This window comes from Paracoccus litorisediminis (assembly GCF_009711205.1).
In the GTDB taxonomy this organism is placed as follows: domain Bacteria; phylum Pseudomonadota; class Alphaproteobacteria; order Rhodobacterales; family Rhodobacteraceae; genus Paracoccus; species Paracoccus litorisediminis.
In genome coordinates, this window is sequence record NZ_WMIG01000012.1 from 1 (window position 1) to 19,813 (window position 19,813).

General features: G+C 62.4%; 11 protein-coding genes and 1 pseudogene. 7 read left to right on the forward strand and 5 right to left on the reverse strand.

All coding sequences use genetic code 11. The annotated features are described in order from the left end of the window. Nucleotides 1-348 (forward strand): carbohydrate kinase family protein (locus GL300_RS17330; RefSeq protein WP_246195232.1); only part of this gene is annotated, 348 nt, incomplete at its 5' end. Between the two features lie 186 nt (nucleotides 349-534). On the opposite strand, the gene ggt is transcribed toward GL300_RS17330, so the two are convergent. Further along, complete coding sequence (ggt, locus tag GL300_RS17335) at nucleotides 535-2,340, reverse strand: gamma-glutamyltransferase (RefSeq protein ID WP_155040924.1); 1,806 nt, start codon at nucleotides 2,338-2,340, stop codon at nucleotides 535-537. A 241-nt stretch (nucleotides 2,341-2,581) separates the two neighbouring features. Between ggt and GL300_RS17340 the strand changes: the two genes are divergently transcribed. The 4 genes from GL300_RS17340 (at nucleotide 2,582) to ilvD (ending at nucleotide 10,954) form a co-directional block, all read left to right on the forward strand. Continuing rightward, nucleotides 2,582-4,174 (forward strand): arylsulfatase, encoded by a 1,593-nt coding sequence (locus tag GL300_RS17340; protein WP_211595170.1) that lies wholly within the window; start codon nucleotides 2,582-2,584, stop codon nucleotides 4,172-4,174. Between the two features lie 54 nt (nucleotides 4,175-4,228). After that, nucleotides 4,229-5,476: an anaerobic sulfatase maturase gene (locus tag GL300_RS17345; RefSeq protein ID WP_211595173.1), complete on the forward strand. Its 1,248-nt coding sequence runs from the start codon at nucleotides 4,229-4,231 to the stop codon at nucleotides 5,474-5,476. Between the two features lie 119 nt (nucleotides 5,477-5,595). Beyond that, complete coding sequence (locus GL300_RS17350) at nucleotides 5,596-9,066, forward strand: indolepyruvate ferredoxin oxidoreductase family protein (protein WP_155040925.1); 3,471 nt, start codon at nucleotides 5,596-5,598, stop codon at nucleotides 9,064-9,066. Nucleotides 9,067-9,082: 16 nt separating this feature from the next. Beyond that, entirely contained in the window at nucleotides 9,083-10,954 is a 1,872-nt protein-coding gene (gene ilvD, locus GL300_RS17355) for a dihydroxy-acid dehydratase (protein WP_155040926.1), read from the forward strand. Nucleotides 10,955-11,183: 229 nt separating this feature from the next. On the opposite strand, the gene GL300_RS17360 is transcribed toward ilvD, so the two are convergent. Both GL300_RS17360 and GL300_RS17365 read right to left on the reverse strand, forming a co-directional pair. Further along, entirely contained in the window at nucleotides 11,184-13,622 is a 2,439-nt protein-coding gene (locus GL300_RS17360) for an AMP-binding protein (protein WP_155040927.1), read from the reverse strand. 1,209 nt (nucleotides 13,623-14,831) lie between these two features. Continuing rightward, nucleotides 14,832-14,994: pseudogene (locus GL300_RS17365) on the reverse strand (transposase); the annotation flags it as partial. Between the two features lie 170 nt (nucleotides 14,995-15,164). On the opposite strand from GL300_RS17365, the gene GL300_RS17370 reads away from it, so the two are divergent. Together GL300_RS17370 and GL300_RS17375 are read left to right on the forward strand one after the other, a co-directional pair. After that, nucleotides 15,165-16,262, forward strand: coding sequence for a sugar phosphate isomerase/epimerase family protein (locus GL300_RS17370; protein WP_155040928.1), 1,098 nt, complete (start codon nucleotides 15,165-15,167; stop codon nucleotides 16,260-16,262). After that, nucleotides 16,259-17,512: an MFS transporter gene (locus GL300_RS17375; protein ID WP_155040929.1), complete on the forward strand. Its 1,254-nt coding sequence runs from the start codon at nucleotides 16,259-16,261 to the stop codon at nucleotides 17,510-17,512. The genes GL300_RS17370 and GL300_RS17375 overlap by 4 nt, the downstream gene beginning before the upstream one ends. A gap of 3 nt (nucleotides 17,513-17,515) precedes the next feature. On the opposite strand, the gene pdxR is transcribed toward GL300_RS17375, so the two are convergent. Next, nucleotides 17,516-19,003, reverse strand: a complete 1,488-nt coding sequence (gene pdxR, locus GL300_RS17380) for a MocR-like pyridoxine biosynthesis transcription factor PdxR (protein WP_155040930.1) — start codon at nucleotides 19,001-19,003, stop codon at nucleotides 17,516-17,518. Nucleotides 19,004-19,014: 11 nt separating this feature from the next. After that, entirely contained in the window at nucleotides 19,015-19,812 is a 798-nt protein-coding gene (locus tag GL300_RS17385) for an inositol monophosphatase family protein (RefSeq protein WP_211595174.1), read from the reverse strand. Between the last annotated feature and the right edge of the window lies 1 nt (nucleotide 19,813).

Here is a 19,813-nt window from a genome sequence, read left to right on the forward strand (position 1 = left end):
ACCTTCGGTCAGGACGACATCCGCTGCGCGCAGGCCTGGATGGCGCAAAACCAAATCCGCACCCTGATCCGCACCGCCGCCGCCGAGGGCGCGACCGCCATGCAGGACGGCACCCTGTTCACCGCGGCCGGCTATGCGGTCGAGGTCGCCGATGTCACCGGTGCCGGCGACACCTTCGGCGGCACTCTGGTCCATGGGCTGGAACAGGGCTGGACCCTGCAAGACACCCTGGCCTTCGCCGTCGCCGCCGCCTCCCGCTCCGTCACCCAACACGGACCCCGAAGCGGTCGAACAACACCACAAAATGTCAAAAACTGGATCCAAAAAAACCAGAACAAGAAGGGCTGAGACGTCAGAAAAATCATACTGTCCCGCGCTCCAGAAATAATGCGCGGGGCATGGTTGCGTCAATCCCCGGCCGGGTTAGGGGCTGATTGAAAGACCTGACTTGCCCTTGGCGGTGGATTAGTCATGCACTGCCCAAAACCGCCCCTCGGGTCGCGGCCAAGCTTGCTTGGGTCGATCCTGATCCCATTACCCACCGATGGCGATGCCTTCGCGGCGGGGGTCGGCGCCGCCCTCAAGTCCATCGGGGGTGATCGCGATGGCTTGCAGGCCAGAATTCAGCTCGGTCTCGTTCACCTCGAAGCCCATCTCGGCAAGCGGGGCGGTCAGGGCCGCGGCCTTGGTTCCTGCCTCGATATCGACGGGGCCGAAGCGCGACAGGAGATGAGGGGCTGCCACCGCCTGCTGCACATCCATCCCCCAATCCAGATGCGCGATGATCGCTTTCGCGACATAGCCGATGATCCGGCTGCCACCCGGAGAGCCGATGACCAGCACCGGCTTGCCACCCTTCATCACGATGCTGGGCGCCATCGAGGATCTCGGGCGCTTGCCCGGTGCCAAGGCGTTCGCGATGGGCAGTCCCGCCTTGTCATGGGTGGTGAAGCTGAAATCGGTCAGTTCGTTGTTCAGCAGGAACCCCCGCACCATCAGGCGCGAGCCGAAGCCGTTCTCGATCGTGGTGGTCATCGACAGTGCATTGCCCTTTGCATCGACGATCGAGATATGCGTGGTCGAGGGCAGTTCCAGCGCTTGATCCGCACCCCAAAGCATGGCGTGGCTCCAGCCGGGCGACCCGGCGCTGACCTCGGGCAGGCTGTCATCGCCCGCCAACAGCTTGCCGCGCTCGGCCAGATAGGCGGGGTCGACCAGCCCTTTGGTCGGCATCGGGGTAAAATCGCTGTCGGCCATGAAGCGTTCGCGATCCGCAAAGGCCAGACGCGAGGCATCGGCGATCAGCCGCCAGCTTTCGGGATTTTCGGCCCCCAGCGCCGCCAGATCATAGCCGCCCAGCATGCCAAGGATCTGCCCCACGCTCAGCGCCCCCGATGAGGGTGGCCCCATGCCGCAGATATCATGATCGCGATAGGTGGCACACAGGGCAGGGCGCTCGATCACGCGATATGCTGCCAGATCGGATATGGCCAGCAGACCGGGATTGACCGGGGCGTGGCGCACGGCGGTTACGATGTCCTGCGCCACCGGCCCGGCATAGAAGCCTGCCGCCCCGTCGCGCTGCAGGATGCGCAGCGTATCAGCATAGGCCGGGTTCCTCAGCGGCGCGCCCGCGGCGATGGGTTTGCCGTCGGGAAAGAAATAATCCGAGGTTGCAGGGTCGCGGCGCAGCGCGTCGCCCTCGGCGGCGACCAGACCGGCAAGGCGTGGCGAGACCGCAAACCCATCATCCGCCAATGCAATGGCGTCTTGGAACAGGCTTGCCCAATTGGCCCGGCCCCAGCGTCGATGCGCGGCCTCAAGCAGCGCGGGAGTGCCAGGCGTGCCGACCGAGCGTCCGCCGACAACCGCTTCCATGAATTTCAGCGGCTCGCCCTTGTCGTCCTGAAACAGCGTCGGCCTTGCCGCCATCGGCGCGGTCTCACGCGCGTCGAGTGTGGTCAGCTGACCGGATTGCGCGTCATACCAGACCAGAAAGGCCCCGCCGCCAAGGCCAGAGCTTTGCGGCTCGACCAGTCCCAGCACCGTCTGCACCGCGATCATGGCATCGGCAGCGCTGCCGCCCGTCTCCAGCACCCGCGCACCGGCCTGCACCGCCAAGGGGTTCGCGGCGCTGATCATCCAGTTGGCTGCCTTGACCGGCTGGCCTGCTGCCTTGGCCTGCAGCGCCGCCTGCGCGGGTTGGCCCAGATCGCCAAAGGTGACGGGTGCCGCAGCGGTAGCGGCCTCGGGGGCGACGGCGTCGGTGGCCTGTTGCGCCCATGCGCCGGTGCCTGCACAGAGAGTCAGAGCCGCCAGCAGAGATCCTGTCCGCGTCATCCGCTTTCCTTTGCGTTGGAATGTTCCAGAGGAAGTCTGATCCCCTTGTTCCTTTGGCGCAAGGCGTGGTGACGCGAGGCTGTCGCAACGCAGACCGAAGGTCCGCAGACTTTCCGGCGTGGCATTCTGACCTTACGTCGCGCGCCAGATAAAACATTGATTCGATTGAATGCGCCCAACAGTATGCCGCTGTTTGCGACACCTATCTGACCATCTCGATCAAATTCGGATTCCACATAGAATGCTGACTAACTTTGGTTCCGCGCCGAATGGCAAGGTGGCCTTGGCCACTTCCGCCATGGCGCTGTCGGCGGCTTTGACCGCCCCCGCATTTGCACAGGCTGCTGATGCCTCGGCTGAAAAACCCAACGTCCTGATCATCCTCTCGGATGACATGGGCTGGTCGAATGTCAGTGCCTATGGCAATGGCGTCATGGGCTACAAGACCCCGAATATCGACAAGCTTGCTGAAGCGGGCGCGATGTTCACCGAACATTACGCGCAGCCTTCCTCGACGGCGGGCCGGGCCGCGCTGATCACCGGGCAATATCCGATCCGCTCGGGCATGACCACGGTGGGCCGTCCGGCGGCAAAACTGGGGCTCAAGCCGGAAACCCCGACACTGGCCGAGGTGCTGAAGGAACAGGGTTACGCCACCGGCCAGTTCGGCAAGAACCACCTTGGCGACCGCAACGAACACCTGCCGACGCTGCATGGTTTCGACGAATTCTATGGCAACCTGTACCATCTGAACACGTCGGAGGAGCCCGAGCAGAAGGACTATCCGGCTGCGCCCTTCTTTGACAAATACGGCCCGCGCGGCGTCATCCACAGCTGGGCGACTGACGCCGACGACCCGACCGAGGATCCGCGCTTTGGCCGCATCGGCAAGCAGAAGGTCGAGGATACCGGCCAGCTGAACATCGAGCGGATGAAGAATGTCGACGAAGAGTTCATGGATGTCTCGGTCGATTTCATCAAGCGCGCGCAGGACGCCGACAAACCCTATTTCGTCTGGCTGAACCCCAGCCGGATGCACATGTTCACGCATCTGGACGACAAGGACCGCTATCTGGCGCAGGAAGCCACGACCGAGGATGACCTGTACGGGTCGGGCGTGATCCAGCATGACCGTCAGATCGGCGAATATCTGGCCGAGCTGGAAAAGATGGGGGCGCTGGACAATACCATCGTCATCTATTCGACCGATAACGGCCCCGAGGAAAGCGCCCGCTATCATGGTGGCACCACGCCTTTCCGGGGTGAAAAGATGACCACCTATGAAGGCGGCGTGCGCGTGCCCTTCATCGTCAGCTGGCCCGGACATATCCCGCCCGGTCAGGTCATCACCGGCATGCAGTCGCATATGGATGTGATGACCACGATCGCGGCGGCGGCGGGTATTCCCGATGTGAAGGAAAAGGTGCTGGCCGAGCAGAACCAGGTGCTGGACGGGGTCAACAACCTCGACCTGTGGCTGGGCAAGACCGACAAGTCCAACCGCAACGATTTCATCTATTACTACGAAGGTGACATCAAGGCGCTGCGGGTCGGTAACTGGAAGCTGCACTTCCAGACCTCCGAGGGCTATTATGAGCCTTGGGTGAAGCAGAAATTCCCGATGCTCTACAACCTGCATTTCGATCCCTACGAATCCCACGATGACATCACCCAGCGTTCGGACATCACGCAGCGCAAGCAATGGCTGTCCGAACCGGTGCAGGTCCTGCTGGGCGCGCATCTGAAATCGCTCAAGGAACACCCGCCGGTGCAGGTCGCGCCGACGCTGGATTTTTCGGAGTTGATCAAGCAGATGACCGCCAGCACCAACTAAGCCCAGAGTGGCGTGTCCCGCAGCGGCGCGCCACCGTCACATCCGAGGTTTGACGTGAATCCCCAATATCCCGCCCTCGACCGGGCCGGTCTTTTGCAGGGCCGGACCTATCGCTTTCACGCGATGGTCAAGCCCTCGGGGGCCGAATGCAATATCGACTGCACCTATTGTTTCTACCTGCACAAATCCGGGCTGCTGCATCACCGCCCCCAGTCCCGGATGGGCGATGACCTGCTGGAAAACCACATCCGCCAATATATCGAGGCCCAGACCGGAGAGCAGGTCGTCTTCTCGTGGCAGGGCGGCGAACCCACGCTGATGGGTCTGGCCTTCTTTGAAAAGGTGGTGGTGCTGCAGGCGAAATACGCCAAGCCCGGCCAGCGGATCGAAAACGACCTGCAGACCAACGGGCTGTTGCTGGACGCGCGCTGGATCGGGTTTCTTAAGGCGCATGGCTTTCATGTCGGCCTGTCGATCGACGGCCCGCGCCAGTTGCATGACCGTTTCCGCGTCACCAAGAACGGCAAGCCGACCTTCGATCTGGTGATGAATGCTGCCCGCATGTTGCGTGAGGCCGGGATTCCCTTTGCCGCGCTTTGCGTGGTGAACCGCGAAAACGCCCTTCACCCGCGCGAGGTCTATCGCTTTCTGGCCGATGAGCTGGGCACATGGCGCATCCAGTTCACCCCCGCCGTCGAGCAGCGCCAGTTCGAAACCGACGCCCCCGCGCGGGTTCAGGACCAGCCGCTTGAGGACGACCCACGCGCCCGCCCCGGCCATCCCGATTCCATTGTTACCGACTGGTCGGTTGATCCGGTCGATTACGGCCGCTTCCTGTCCGAGGTCTGGGACGAATGGATCGCCACCGATATCGGCCGCGTCCATGTGAACCTGTTCGAAACCGCGGTGGCGCAGGCGGCGGGCCAGCCGGCGCAGATGTGCACCCAATCCGAATTCTGCGGCAAGGCCGTCGCAGTCGAGCATGACGGAGAGGTCTATTCCTGCGACCATTTCGTCTATCCCGAATACCGCATCGGCAATATCGCCGACGCGCATCTGGGCAATCTGGCCTTTTCCCCGGCGCAGCAGGATTTCGGCCACGCCAAAAGCGCGACTCTGCCGCGGAAATGCCGGGACTGCGCCTATCTGCGGCTGTGCTGGGGCGAATGTCCCAAGAACCGGCTGATCCGCTCTGATACGGGTGAGGCTGGGCTGAACTACCTGTGCGCCGGGCTTTTCGCCTTTTACGACCATATCGGCCCGGACGTGGTGCGTATCCTGCAACGGCTGGGGCGGATCTGAGCGCATCGACCGAACGGGGCCCTCATTCGGATTACACTGCCTGATCATTCATGTTTCGAATTGGACGATAGGTTTTCCATACGGATAACAAATATGGCGCGACCTGGGGAGGGGCAGCCATGTTTGACCAGCCAGCCGATAAACGCTTGGATTTCGACCTGTCGGATCGTCTGACCAAAACCGAGGGTTGGGTCTATATGACGGGGATGCAGGCGCTGGTGCGTCTGCCCTTGCAGCAGCGCAAGCGTGACATGGCGGCGGGGCTGAAGACCGGCGGCTATATCTCGGGCTATCGCGGCTCGCCGCTTGGGCGCTACGACATGGAATTGTGGCAGGCCCATGCCGAACTCAAGGCGCATGACATCGTCTTTCAGCCCGGCCTGAATGAGGATCTGGCCGCGACCGCCGCCTGGGGCAGCCAGATGGTCGGGCTGTTTCCGGGGGCCGAGGTCGAGGGCGTCTTTTCGATCTGGTATGGCAAGACGCCGGGATTGGACCGGGCGATGGACCCGATCCGGCACGCCAACCTTGCCGGGACCAATCCCAAGGGCGGCTCGCTGCTGCTGGTCGGGGATGATCACGGGGCAAAATCGTCCTCGGTCGCCTGCTACTCGGATTTCAACTTCGTCTCGGCGGGCATTCCGCTGCTGGCCCCGGCCAATGCGCAGGAGGTGCTGGATTACGGGTTGCACGGCATCGCGCTAAGCCGTTTTGCCGGTTGTCTGGCCGGGATGAAGCTGGTGACCGATGTGGTCGAGGGCGGTGGTTCGGTGCGGATTTCGGCGGATGAGCCACGGATCACGCTGCCCGAGGCGCCGCCGGTGCCGGGCATCGCGGTCTTTGCCACGGTGCTGCAACAGGAGCGGCAGCTTTACGACGCCCGGCTGGCGCGGGCGCTGGATTACATCCGTGCGAACGGGCTGAACCTCATCATCGGGGCCGGCGCTGCGCGCATCGGCATCGTCGCCGCGGGCAAGGCGTGGCAGGACCTGTCGCAAGCCCTGAACGAGATGGGCTGGTCCGAAGGCCGACTGGCCGGGATGGGGCTGCGGCTGCTGAAAGTCGGTGCGGTCTGGCCGCTGGACGACCGCATCGTCCGCGACTTTGCCGAGGGGCTGGATACCATCGTCGTGGTCGAAGAAAAGCGCCCGCTGCTGGAGGACCAGATCCGCGCCACGCTTTATGGTCAGGCGCGCGCGCCGCGCATCATCGGCAAGACCTTTGCCGGACAGGCCTATGCCAGCGACGCGGGCGAGGTTGCGTTTCAGAACTACGGCGAAATCGACCCGAACCAGATCCGCGGCGTCTTGACCCGCGCCATTCGCGATCTGGACCCGGCCGCGCCGATTTCCGCCCCCAATGCCGCCAGCGGCACGGTCCTGCTGGACACGCCCGGCGCGCTGCGGATGCCGTCCTTTTGCGCGGGCTGCCCGCATGGCCGTTCGACCAGGGTTCCCGATGGCAGCCGGGCGCTGGCCGGGATCGGCTGCCACACCATGGCGGTGCTGCGCGACCCGATGAAGACCAACTCGATCACCCAGATGGGCGGCGAGGGGGTGGCTTGGCTGGGCCAGTTTCATTTCACCAAGGAAAAGCATGTCTTCGCCAATATGGGCGACGGCACCTATTTCCATTCCGGTCTGCTGGCGATCCGCGCCGCCATCGCCGCCAAGGTGAACATCACCTACAAGCTGCTGCATAACGGCTTTGTCTCGATGACCGGCGGTCAACCCGTCGACGGAGAGATCGACCCCTTGCGGATGATCGATCAGCTGCGCGCCGAGGGCGTCGCCGCCATCGCGCTGGTCGCTGATGAGCCGCAGAAATATCAGGGCACCGCGCTGCCCGCCAATGTCACCCTGCATCCGCGCACCGAAATGGATCTGGTCCAGCGCCAGATGCGCGAGCGTACTGGCGTCACCGCGATCATCTATGACCAGCCTTGCGCCACCGAACGCCGCCGCCTGCGCAAGCGCGGCAAATGGGTCGATCCCGACAAGCGCGCCTTCATCAATCCCGAGGTCTGCGAGGGCTGCGGCGATTGCTCGACCGTCTCGGGCTGCATGGCGATCGAACCGATAGAAACCGAGCTGGGCCGCAAGCGGCAGATCAACCAATCCTCCTGTAACAAGGATTTTTCCTGCGTCGAGGGTTTCTGTCCCAGCTTTGTCACCGTCGCGGGCGTGAAACCCAAACGGGTCAAGGCCGCGCACGTCAATATCGATGCCGGGGCGCTGCCGCAGCCCGTGCTGCCTGCGGTCGCGGGTTCGTGGGCGGTGCTGGTGTCGGGGATCGGCGGCGCGGGTGTGGTGACGGTCGGGCAGACTCTGGCCGTGGCCGCCCATGCCGATGGTTGGTTCAGCTCGAACCTCGATATTACCAGCCTGTCGCAGAAATACGGCGCGGTGCATTCGCATATCAAGATGGCCCGCACGCCCGAGGACATGGCCGCGACCCGTATCGCCACCGGCGAGGCTGATGCCCTGATCGGCTGCGATCTGGTGGTTGCCGCGGGCGATGAGACGCTGTCGAAGCTGAACCTTGGCCATGCGCTGGCTGTCACCGACACGACCGTGGTGCCGACTTCGGAATTCGCCAAGAACCCCGACTGGCAGTTGAACGGAGGTGAGCAACTGTCGCGCCTGACCCGCCTGCTGGGCGACCGCGCGCAGGGTCTGGACGCGCAGGGGCTGGCCACGCGCCTGCTGGGCGATGCGGTCTATGCCAATATGCTGCTGGTCGGTGCAAGCTGGCAGTCGGGCGCTCTGCCATTGTCGCTTGAGGCGATGATGCGCGCGATCGAACTGAACGGCGTCAAGATCGCCGAAAACCGCCGCGCCTTCGATCTGGGCCGGTTGGCGGTGGCCGATCCGCAGGCCGTCGCCGCCTTGCTGCGTGGCGCGCAGGCCCCGGTCGATCTGGGCGGCCGCCGCAAGCAGTCGCTGGACGATGTGATCGCCCATCGCGCGGGCGAACTGACCGCCTACAAGAACGCTGCCCTTGCACGCCGCTATACCGACATGGTCGCCCGCACCCGCAAAGCCGCCGATGCGGCAGGTTTGGGCGAGGCCCCGGTCATGGCCGTCGCGCGCTGCTACTACAAGCTGCTGGCGGTGAAGGACGAATGGGAGGTCGCGCGGCTTTATTCCAAGCCGGAATTCGCGAAATCCTTGGCCGAGAGTTTTGACGGTCAACCCGAACTGACCTTTTATTTCGGCGCATGGCCCTATGGCGGGCGGGACGAAAAAACCGGCGCATGGGTCAAGGGCGCGGTCAGCGGGCGCAAGGCCTTGCGCTTGTTTGGACTGATGCGCCGCCTGGGCTGGTTGCGCGGCACGTTGCTGGACCCCTTCCGCAACAGCGAGGAAGCGCGCCTGGCCCGTCGCCTGCTGGCCGAATACGAGGCCGACATCGCCTTTGCACTGGCACGTTTCGGAACGGCCGCGGGGTCCGATCTGACGGCGCTGCTGTCGCTGCCCGAACATATCCGCGGCTATGGCCATGTGCGCGAACGCCACGCGGCCGATGTCGACACCCGCCGCGCCAAGCTGCGCGCGGCCCTTACGACCACGACGGCTGCGGCCGCCTGATCCCAGGAGAATGAACATGAAACTGCGTTCCGACGCCGTCACCAAAGGTGTCCTGAATACCGGCGCGCGCGCGCTGTGGCGCGCCACCGGCACCAAGGCAAATGAATTCGGCAAGCCGATCATCGCCATTGCCAATTCCTTCACCCAATTCGTGCCGGGCCATGTCCATCTGCGCGACGTGGCCCCGCTGGTCGCCGAGGAGATCCGCGCAGCCGGCGGTGTGCCCAAGGAGCTCAACACCATCGCCGTCGATGATGGGATTGCGATGGGCCATCAGGGGATGATGTATTCGTTGCCCTCGCGCGATGTGATCGCGGATTCGGTGGAATACATGGTCAATGCCCATGCCGCCGATGCGCTGATCTGCCTGTCCAATTGCGACAAGATCACCCCCGGCATGATGATGGCGGCCTTGCGGCTGAACATCCCGACGATCTTCGTGTCGGGCGGGCCGATGGAATCGGGCAAGCTGAACTACCGGGGCAAGTCCATGCGGATCGACGCCATCGACACGCTGATGGTGATGGGCGATCCCACCGTCACCGCGCTTGAGGTCGATACGGTCGAGGAAGCCGCCTGTCCGACCTGCGGTTCCTGCGCGATGATGGGCACGGCCAATTCGATGAACTGCCTGACCGAGGCTTTTGGTCTGGCTCTGCCCGGAAACGGCACGACGCTGGCCACCCACAAGGACCGCGAGCGCCTGTTCCGCAATGCCGCCCGCCGCATCGTCGGCATGGCCGAGGAGTATTACCGCGACGGCAACAGCCGCGTGCTGCCCCGCGCCATCTGCTCGCGCGAGGGGTTTGAAAACGCGGCGCGGCTGTCGATGGCGATCGGCGGTTCGACCAACACCATCCTGCATCTGATGGCCGCCGCGCAGGAGGCCGGGGTGGACTGGACGGTCGAGGATTTCAACCGCGTCTCGAATTCGACGCCCTGTCTGTGCAAGGTCTCGCCCAATGCACATGAGATCTTTGTCGAGGACATGCATCGCGCCGGAGGCGTCATGGGGGTCATGGCCGAGTTGAAGCGCGCGGGCCTGCTGCATACGGGCAATCCCGCCGTTTCTGCCGACACCATCGGCGAGGTCGTCGACCAATGGGACATCACCCGTCCCGGCAATGACGCGGCCGAGACGCTGTTCCGCGCCGGTCCCGGCGGCGTCAGGACCATGCGCCCCTTCAGTCAAGAGATGCGCTTCGCGGAACTGGATACCGACCGCGATGCAGGCGTGATCCGCAATACCGCCAATGCCTTCAGCGAAACCGGCGGGCTGAGCGTGCTTTACGGCAATATCGCCCCCGACAGTTGCGTGGTGAAATCGGCGGGCGTGCCTGCGAACCTGTTCGAGTTCACCGGCCCGGCGCGGATCTTTGAAAGCAAGGACGATTGCGTTCTGGCGATCAACAGCGACCAGATCAAGCCGGGCGATTGCGTGGTCATCCGCTACGAGGGTCCGCGTGGCGGGCCGGGGATGCAGGAAATGCTGACGCCCACCGGGATGATCAAGGCGCGCGGTCTGGCGGATAAGGTTGCGCTGATCACCGATGGCCGCTTCTCGGGCGCGACCTCGGGCCTGTCGATCGGGCATATCTCGCCCGAGGCGGCCTCGGGCGGAGTGATCGCGCTGATCGAGGAAGGCGACCAGATCCGCATCTCACTCAGCGACCGCCGCGTCGAACTGCTGGTGGACGAGGCCGAGATCACGCGCCGCCGCGACGCGATGTCTGCTCGCGGCGCGTTGGCGTGGCAGCCGGTCGCGCGGGTGCGCGAGGTCTCGACCGCGCTGCGTATCTATGGGCTGATGTCCAGTTCAGCCGACAAGGGCGGTTCGCGCGACACCGAACGTCTGGCCCGTCTGGAACTGGCCGCCGCGAATATGTGACGAGATATCGCCCCAAGCCGCGAACCCCCGCGCATCGAACGATGCGTGGGGGGATAGTTGGTTATGGGGAAATATCCCCGTCATTGTTGTCGGGAAGATTCCCGATCAATGTGCTTCCGGAAACTCATAGTTAAATCGGTCCGGCATTCAAAAAAATATTACGCTGACGCGTTGCGCGGGAAAAAAAGCCGAAGTCATGGCAAGAAATAGCCGCGCTACGCAAAGCCGATCAAGGTGATGATCGCGGCAGCGCTGTCGTGCCGCTGCCCCCCCGAAGTTCGTCTATGGTCCGCACGAGTTTTCTTGAGGTCCAGGCGTAAAGATGGGCCAGGGCGACTCCGACAATGACCGACGAAATCAACGCCATCCATGGTTTCTCGACGCCGAATATTTTCCTTACGACGGATATCATCACGTAATGGGTAAGATAGATAAACAGTGATGCCCCGGCAATTTCCGCCACCAGTACCTTGATGGGAATTGGCACAATGAATGCCTCAACGAACAGAACGAGTGCGCATCCACCAGCCACATAAAAAGCAGCAGAAGTTGCACCCCACTTTAACAAGACCGCCGCAATGGCCACGAACAAGGCCAGTAGCCGTTTGCTCGGGTCCTTTGCGAGCGCCAAAACAATGCCCAAAGCAAAGGCCCACGCATAGTTCCAAGGTGTTCGGTGGTAATTATAAGTGCTATCCCAGAAGAACTCGATGATCTGATTGAGCGCGGCGACTGCCAGAAGCAGAACAAGCGCGCTCAGCATCGGGCGGCTCTTGAACGAATCCTGTACTTTCGAGAATGAAAAGAATGCCGCTGCTAACACCAGCAATTGCAGATAGAATTCCGAGAAGTAAAAAATGAAACCCTTAAGCTCACGAGGATCGAGATAATTCGAGACCAGCAGCAGCGGCAATATTTCGAACCGTTGTGTCGCCCCTTGTAGAAAGGCGACCATGAGTAGCGTGGGTATCGCCACATATTTGATCGTTCCCCAAAGGGTTCTGGTACTGCCGGTGCGGATGATTTCGGGCAGTTGAAAGCGCGCGACCGAATACCCGGCAAGCAGGATCAGGAAATAGGCTGCGCCCCAATTCGAACTGTAGACAAACGCATCGGTATGCAGCGCGACGATGCAGATCATGAAAAATGCGCGCGTCAATGTCGCGGATTCCAGCCGTCGCCAATTGGACTTCTTGGTCGTGCCCAGACCTTGCTGCAACTCGGCTGCGCTAAGTTGCGGCCAGTTGTTCGGCAATTGGCCGAAGCGCTGTTCAAAACTCAGCGAGAACTGAATGTAGTGAAGGGAGTCGCCGCCAAGGGACTCGAAGGAATCTTCAGGCCGAACCGGTTGCCCGGGGAACTCATGCCGGAACAAGGAAAGAACGTCGCTGATCTCACCTGTCGGGACATGCGATCTGTCGGGGGTCAGCTGCGAGACGAACTGCTCTGCCAGAACCGAACGCTTTACCTTGCCGGTTCCCGTGACGGGCAGGGCATCCACGGCCATGACATGCAGTGCGCTGCCCGCCACAACCCCCATACTCTGCAACGCGGCAGCCGCCAGTTCCTTCACCCGTGCGGTGCCAGAGGGACCGGCCTTGACGGCGACCAGAACGCCATCGCCACGCTGGGCATCGGGGACTTTCGCCACCGCAATCTGCATGCCCGGCTCAAGTCCGGATCGGATACGCTCCTCGAGCAGGTCGGGCGAGACCTTTACGCCGCCGCAATTGATCAGATCGTCCGCGCGGCCGTCAAAGAAAAGACAGCCGTCCCGCATGTGCCCAAGGTCGTTGGTCTGCAGCCAGCCATCCGCATCCTGCAGATTGTGCAAGCCCTTGGCGTCGATGCGCCACCTGGCGACATGGGGTCCGCGGATCCGGATACGACAGTCCGCGCCAAGCTGGATCTCGGTTCGTCCCACCGGTCGGCCTACGGAGTGCAATTGGCTCTCTGACGCGGATGAGACCTGCAGGAAGGTGCTGCGCGAGGCCTCGGTCAGACCATAATGCTGCACGATCAGCGCATTGGGGAACATCGTCCGAACGCGGAGCTTTTCATCCGCTGTCATATGCTGCGATCCGATTTCCATCCAGCGCAGGTTCTTGCCCGCCTCGCCGATCAGGTCGGGAGCATCCAGAAGGATGCGAAGCAAGGTCGGCACAGCCGACAGCGCGTTGACCTGATTGGCGGCCAGCATGCGGGCAAGCTCAAGCGGGTCGAAACCGCGGGGCGGCAGGTAAGCATGTCCGCCCACGGCGCTGATTGCCCGGTAGCGCCCCATGCCAAAGCTGAATGTCGCCGGGACACCGACATATTCGCGAATCTCGGCCGTCATCTGCATTTCGGCGATGATTCGCTCGGCCGCGTCGGCCAGGTTCGCGTAGGTCAGAAGAACGCCTTTGGGTTGCCCCTCGGTCCCCGACGTATAGCTGACTTGCGCTGGAAGATCGTCATGGATCAGCGGATGCCTGGCGGTGTACCAGCCCGACTGTTCCGCCGGAGTGATGCAGCGGTCAATCACGATTCCGGACAATCCGCTTGCTTCTTTTGCGTCGTTGACCATCACGAATGGCCGCCGCGCGTCATTCAATGCAAATACATTCTCGATGAAGGCTATCGAATTCTTGCGAATGACCGCGGTTGCTTCGAGCTTCTGAAAGTCCATGATCCCTGCAAATCAGTTAATTGTTAAAAACAGCTTTGAGTCTGGAATTGCTCTTTGGTGACTGGCAGTTGGGCGCAACGGATTGGTCTCATTGCGTTCCTGACAATCGGGTCGGTATGGAAGTTCTCATCCCACTTTTATTGTTTTGCAAGTAGAGGTTTGATTCAATTTGCGCAGCATGTCGAAAATGACAGTTCCAGGTGCCGCTTGCATCTAAGGGTTGATGTTCTTTTGCATTAATATCGGTTTGCGGGTTGCGGCGCGCTTCGCGGAATTTTCCGGTTGCTCTGGCAACACTCTAGGGTGGTACGTCTTTCGGTGCCTTCACCGCGCAGTCCAGCACTGCTCAGGCAACAGGGTGGAAAGCGGCGGTGATCTTGCCCCGTAATCCCGGACCGGGTCATGTTCACTATGCGACCGTTGCGAAGGATCGTGTCGATCTTCGCCTGCTCCGCTATGCGCAATCCGATGCTCGGATGTCATCGGTACCGGTTACAGAAGCTGGCGACCTACGCGAAGAGTGTAGTTTGACTTTCGCGTTGCGTACTGAAACGGGTGCGACGAACTAGGTCGTTCTACGAAGCGCCAAGCAGGCTTTCAGTCAGGGTGTTCTACGCCTTCCAAACGTTCAGCAGCGTTGGTGTTTGCTGCTGGCATCCATGATCGGAATAGCAGATCGTGTCTAGGGCGGGGGCGGTTTGGCAGCGCGATGCGCAGGCCGCTTTTCAGATAAAGCAAGTCCTCGTTGCTAGGATCATAACTGATGCTAGATATCCTTACCCTGTCGGGCGCCACGAGATAGGATTTTCGTTCGCGATCAGGATTTCAACGGCAAATGCGCAAAAAGCCGAAGCTTTCCGCTTCACGCCCACCTCCTCAGACAGTCGACGGTTTCGCTGCTACTCAACCAATTATCCTACCTCTACCTTTTGACGCCTCATCGTCTCGACGGAGCCAACCGTCCCAAGTTCGAGCCGCCAACCTTTCAGTTGTGACGATGTGAGGTAAAGCTTCTGACGACGCTAACCTGCGTAACGATTCGCTTGGACAGGCGCGCAACTGCCTGTTCCTTAAGTTCCGGTGTGTTGCTGCAACTGACCGGGGCCTTGCGATGCGCCGAGGCGAAGGCGACATTGTGCGGGCTGTGATCGCGCATTCCCTCACCGTCACTGCGCTTGTTGACGGCGTGTTCGCTCAGTCATCTAGGCTATCGCTCCAGCGCTTCCAGAGGTGTTCGCTGGGCCGTATTCCTTCGGAGCATCACACCACCTCAACCCATCGCGACCGACGAAGATTATCCAACTCAGCCCGCGTCGGTCATCAATGAAGGGCTTGCCATCGCAGGCGGGCAGAGCGATTTCACGCATTCCATCTGCGCGTCAGTCGGCTGATCGATAGTCTCCTTCCGTCGCCTGAACCGCGCCGGCCGCCCGAAATCGGTGGTTCCTGAGTTTGAAGTGGTCAGATACGGACCCCCAATCTGGCTAGCGCGGTCATCACCCGCGCGGTCTAGCTCTGCGGCGGACTTGCAGAGGGGGGAACATGTCCGCCATCCAGAACCAATTCGCGGCCCTGCTGCGGCAGAATGCCAAAGGGGCCTCGCCGCCGGTGCTGACCCCGGACTTGGCGCGAAAGCTGACCCAACGGCTCGACGGCATCCGGCTGTTTGCGCATGGCTATACCTTGCTGACCAACCTGACCCATGGCCGGGCCACGCCTTGGGACTTGCTCGATTTCGCTTGGCGGCACGAATTGCAGGGGGTCTGCCTGCATGTGCTGGACGGCGGCCGCAACAGCCTGTCCGGGATGGACGATCAGGCGCGGCAGGCATTCGGCCGACGCGCGCGCGAATATGGGCTGGACCTGCATCTTGAGATCAGTTCGACCCTGCGCCCGGATCTGGATCAGGCGGTCGCGATCGCCCTTGCGACGGGTTCGTCCAATATCCGTGTCTATTCCCGCTATGAGGGGCTTCTGTCCGAGGTCATGGCCCGGATCGCGACCGATCTGCGCTACATCTCCGAGCTTGCCGACCGGCACGGGCTGAACTTCGATTTCGAACAGCATGAAGAGCTGAAAAGCCACGAGATCGCCACGCTGCTGCGCCGGATCAATCATCCCCGGCTGAATGCGCTGTTCGATTTCGGCAATATGATCAATGCCAATGAACACCCCCTGCCAGCCTTGCAGGCGATGGCGCCGTTCATCCGGCAGGTCCATCTGAAAGGCGTGCGGATCGTGCCGCAGGGCAAGGGAACGGGCCATTACGGCGTGTTGCAGGGCAGCGCACAGGATGACCTGCCCGGTCCGCGGATGTTCTACGAATTGCTGATGCTGGGTGAGGACGCGCCGCAGGTCATAGCCTTCGCGCTCGAACAGGAAAACCATTACGCCGCTCCGGCCTTCCGCATGTCGGACGAGGCTGACGACCCCTTCATCCCCTATCGCGAGATGAGCGATACCGCCCTGCCGCCCGGCCATACGCTGGACAGCATGATGGCGGCCGAGCATCGCTGGCTGGAAAACCAGCTGGCCTATATGCGCGGGCTCATCCGCGAGCTGCGCCTTTTGGCTGCGCTTGTTCTGGCCGAGGCCGAGCAGCCCTGCAAACCCCATGCCCTTGTCGGAGACCAGCAATGACAACCGCAAACCGCGCGAAATGGCTGCGCTTTCTTGTCCTGATCCTTGGCGGCGGGACGATCTACAAGTTGGCGAATGTCAAGGACGCCTTCTATGTGCCGCTGCAAGAGGTCATGGGCCTGTCCCATACCCAGATCGGAACGTTGCTTAGCGTCAACTCCATCGTGGCGACGGCGCTTTTTGTTCTGGGGGGCATGCTCGCAGACCGCTTTGGGACGCGAAAGCTGATCCCTCTGGGGCTGATCGGTGCGGGGCTTCTGGGTCTCTATATGGCGACCTTTCCCGGCTTTGGCGGAATGCTGGTGGTCTTTGCCTTGCTGGCGGTCTGCGCCGATTGCCTTTACTGGCCCGCGCTCTTGAAGGCCGTGCGCAATCTGGGCAGCGATGATGAACAGGGCCGGATGTTCGGCTTTCTGGAAGGCGGGCGGGGTGTCGTCGATACGGTCGTCGCCTTCTCGGCGCTGGGGGTCTTCGTGGTCGCGGGCTCGGGTGCGCTGGGGCTGAAATCGGCGATCCTGTTCTATGCGATCATCGATATCGTCGCAGGTATCGCGGCATGGTTCCTGCTGAATTCCGCCGCCGAGAAACGCGCGGAGGCCGAACCTGTGGGCCTGTCCGGCCTGATCGAGGCGATGCGCGTGCCCGCCATCTGGCTTGTCAGCCTGAACGTGTTCATGGTCTATACCGTCTATTGCGGCCTGACCTATTTCATTCCCTACCTGAAAGAGATGTACCAGCTGCCGGTCGCGCTGGTTGGGGCTTACGGCATCATCAACCAGTATTTCCTTAAGGTTCTGGGTGGTCCGGCAGGCGGCTACATGGCGGATAAGTCATTCCGCAGCGCCAGCCGCTATATCAAATGGGCCTTCCTTGCGCTGCCGCCGGTGATGGTCCTGATCCTCGGCCTGCCGACGGGGGCCGCCTATATCTATCCGGCGATGGCTGCGATGCTGTCATTCGCCTTCATCGTCTTCAGTATGCGCGGCGTATTCTGGGCCCCGATGAGCGAGATCGGAATTCCCTCGCGCATCACCGGCTCGGCCTTTGGTCTGGGCTGCCTGATCGGCTATGCGCCGGGCATGTTCGCTTACATGGTCTATGGCGCGATCCTTGACCGCTTTCCGGGCCAGCAGGGCTATACCTATGTCTTTGCCCTGATGAGCGTGCTTGCGGTAATCGGCTCGCTGGTGGCGGGGCGGCTCAACCGCATCATCGGCGGTCCCGATGCCAAGGCGGCGGTGCCCGCCTGAGCCTTAGCGCAAAGCGTCCGCGACGATGCGCGCCAGCGCCTCGAGCCCCGGCTCGAGCTGCTGGGGCGTGACCCCCGAAAAGCCAAGGATCAGGCCCGGACGCGCAGACGGGCGCATCCAGTAGTCGCTTAGCGCATAGCCATGCACCCCCGCATCTTTGGCGCGTTCGGCAATCATCCGGTCGTCCAGCCCATCGGGCAGCCATAACAGCGCGTTCATACCGCTATCGGGCCGCTCGACATGGAACAGTCCCGCGCCGACTTGCCGCGCCACGGTCAGGAACCGGTCGCGGCGCTCGCCGTAAAGCTCGCGCATCTGGCGCAGATGCGTCGCGAAATGCCCCTCGGAAATGAACTCGGTCAGGGTCATCTGCGAGGGCAGCGGCGCGCAGCGGAACATCAGCGCCATGGCATTGCGGAACATGTCGATCAGAACCGGCGGCAGGACCAGATAGCCGACGCGCAGGGCCGGGAACAAAGCCTTGCTGAAGGTGCCGACATAGATCACGCGGCCAAAGCGATCGGCGCTGTGCATGGATGGCAGGGGCCGCCCCGTATAGCGAAATTCGCTGTCGTAATCGTCCTCGATGATCCAGCCGCCATGGGCCTCGGCCCAGTCCAGAAGCTTGAGCCTGCGTTCCAGCGCCAGCGTGGTTCCGGTCGGATGCTGGCGCGAGGGCATGACAAAGACCATGCGGATGCCCGGATCCTTGGCAAGGATTTCTTCAAAGGCCATGCCGTCGCCATCGACCGGGGCCGTCACGATCCTGCGCCCGAGCGACGCGAACATATTGCGCGCGATATAGGGGCCGGGGTCCTCGACCAGAATGCCGTCGCCGGGATTGGTCAGAAGCATTGCGGCCAGCATGAACCCGGCATGGGCGCCGGGCGTGATCACGATCTGGTCGTGATGACAGGCGTCACTGCGATGCAGCGCAAGGTAATTGGCGATGGCCTTGCGCAGCGGCGCATAGCCCTGCGGTTCAGCATAGCCCAGATTGCTGCGATAGCCGAGGCGGGTTTGCCGGTTCACGCATTTCTGCCACAAGGCAAAGGGAAAGCGATCATAGGCGGGCGTGTTGGGCAGAAATGGCCGCGCCTGCCGCGCCTCGATGTCGATGGTCAGATCCTGCAGCCTCGCGCCCATCTCGGAGAGTTGCGGATGGGCACCGGCGCCTGCGGCCGCGTCCTCGCGGGCCATGGCGCGCGGCAAATGCTGGGGTACCGAGCCCGCGACAAAGGTGCCCGCGCCGTGGCGCATTTCCAAAAACCCCTCGGCCTCGAGCCCTTCCAGCGCCAAAACGGCGGTCGGGCGCGAGATCGAGAATTCGGCCGCCAGCATCCGGCTGGAGGGCAGCTTGGCTCCGCCGGGCAGCACGCCCGAGACGATTGCATTGCGCAACTGTTCCTTAAGCTGCTGCGCCAGCGAGACATGGCTGCCACGATCCAGACTGATCCATGTCAGGATTGCTCCGGACGGGCGTCGCGCCATGTTTCCTCGCGTCAGTCGATCTTCAAAGCGGCCAGTGCCGCGCGGTGCAAGACCGCATTGGCCGAGATCAGGACGGTATCGAATACCCGGCCGTCGGGCAATGGCAAGCCCGCCCAATCGGTGATGATCCCGCCCGCGCCAAGAATGATCGGGGCCTGTGGCAGGATGTCGTAATCGTAGACATTCGCCTCGGCCAGAATATCGACCAACCCCAGTGCCAAAAGCCCCGCCGCATAGCAATCATGCGAGCTGCGGTTGAAGCGCGTGCTGCAAGCCAGCCGGTCATAGCGCGGCGCCTGCGTCCCATCGAAATGGTCCCGCGCCGAGGTGTACAGCACCGCATCGGCCAGATTTTCGACGCTGCTGCACCGAATGGGTTGCGTGCCGAACAGGGTGGGCAGGCCCGTCCGACCCAGCCATCTTTCGCCGGTGATCGGCTGGTCGATCAGCCCCAGCACGGGACGCCCGCGATACAGCAGCGCGATCTGCGTGCCAAAGGCCAATGAGCCCGAGATAAAGGATTTCGTGCCATCGATCGGGTCCAGCACCCAGACCCATTCCGCATCCGCCTGATGCAGGCCGAATTCCTCGCCACGGATGCCGTGATCGGGAAAGGCATCGGCGATCATCGCGCGCATCAGCGCCTCGGCCTCGCGGTCGGCGATGGTCACGGGGCTTGCATCATCCTTGGTCTCGATGGTCAGACGTTTGCGGAAATGCTGCGCGATCAGCGGGCGCACGGCATCGGCCATGGACAAAGCCAGTTCGGTCATGGGTTCGGGGCTGGATATGGTCTGGTCGCTGGTCACG

What these genes read in the sequence shown, in the direction of transcription:
- GL300_RS17370 (WP_155040928.1), top strand. Translation starts at nt 15,165, where the DNA reads ATGTCCGCCATCCAGAACCAATTCGCGGCCCTGCTGCGGCAGAATGCC.
- GL300_RS17360 (WP_155040927.1), bottom strand. Translation starts at nt 13,622, where the DNA reads ATGGACTTTCAGAAGCTCGAAGCAACCGCGGTCATTCGCAAGAATTCG.
- ilvD (WP_155040926.1), top strand. Translation starts at nt 9,083, where the DNA reads ATGAAACTGCGTTCCGACGCCGTCACCAAAGGTGTCCTGAATACCGGC.
- ggt (WP_155040924.1), bottom strand. Translation starts at nt 2,340, where the DNA reads ATGACGCGGACAGGATCTCTGCTGGCGGCTCTGACTCTCTGTGCAGGC.
- pdxR (WP_155040930.1), bottom strand. Translation starts at nt 19,003, where the DNA reads ATGGCGCGACGCCCGTCCGGAGCAATCCTGACATGGATCAGTCTGGAT.
- GL300_RS17350 (WP_155040925.1), top strand. Translation starts at nt 5,596, where the DNA reads ATGTTTGACCAGCCAGCCGATAAACGCTTGGATTTCGACCTGTCGGAT.
- GL300_RS17375 (WP_155040929.1), top strand. Translation starts at nt 16,259, where the DNA reads ATGACAACCGCAAACCGCGCGAAATGGCTGCGCTTTCTTGTCCTGATC.
- GL300_RS17340 (WP_211595170.1), top strand. Translation starts at nt 2,582, where the DNA reads ATGCTGACTAACTTTGGTTCCGCGCCGAATGGCAAGGTGGCCTTGGCC.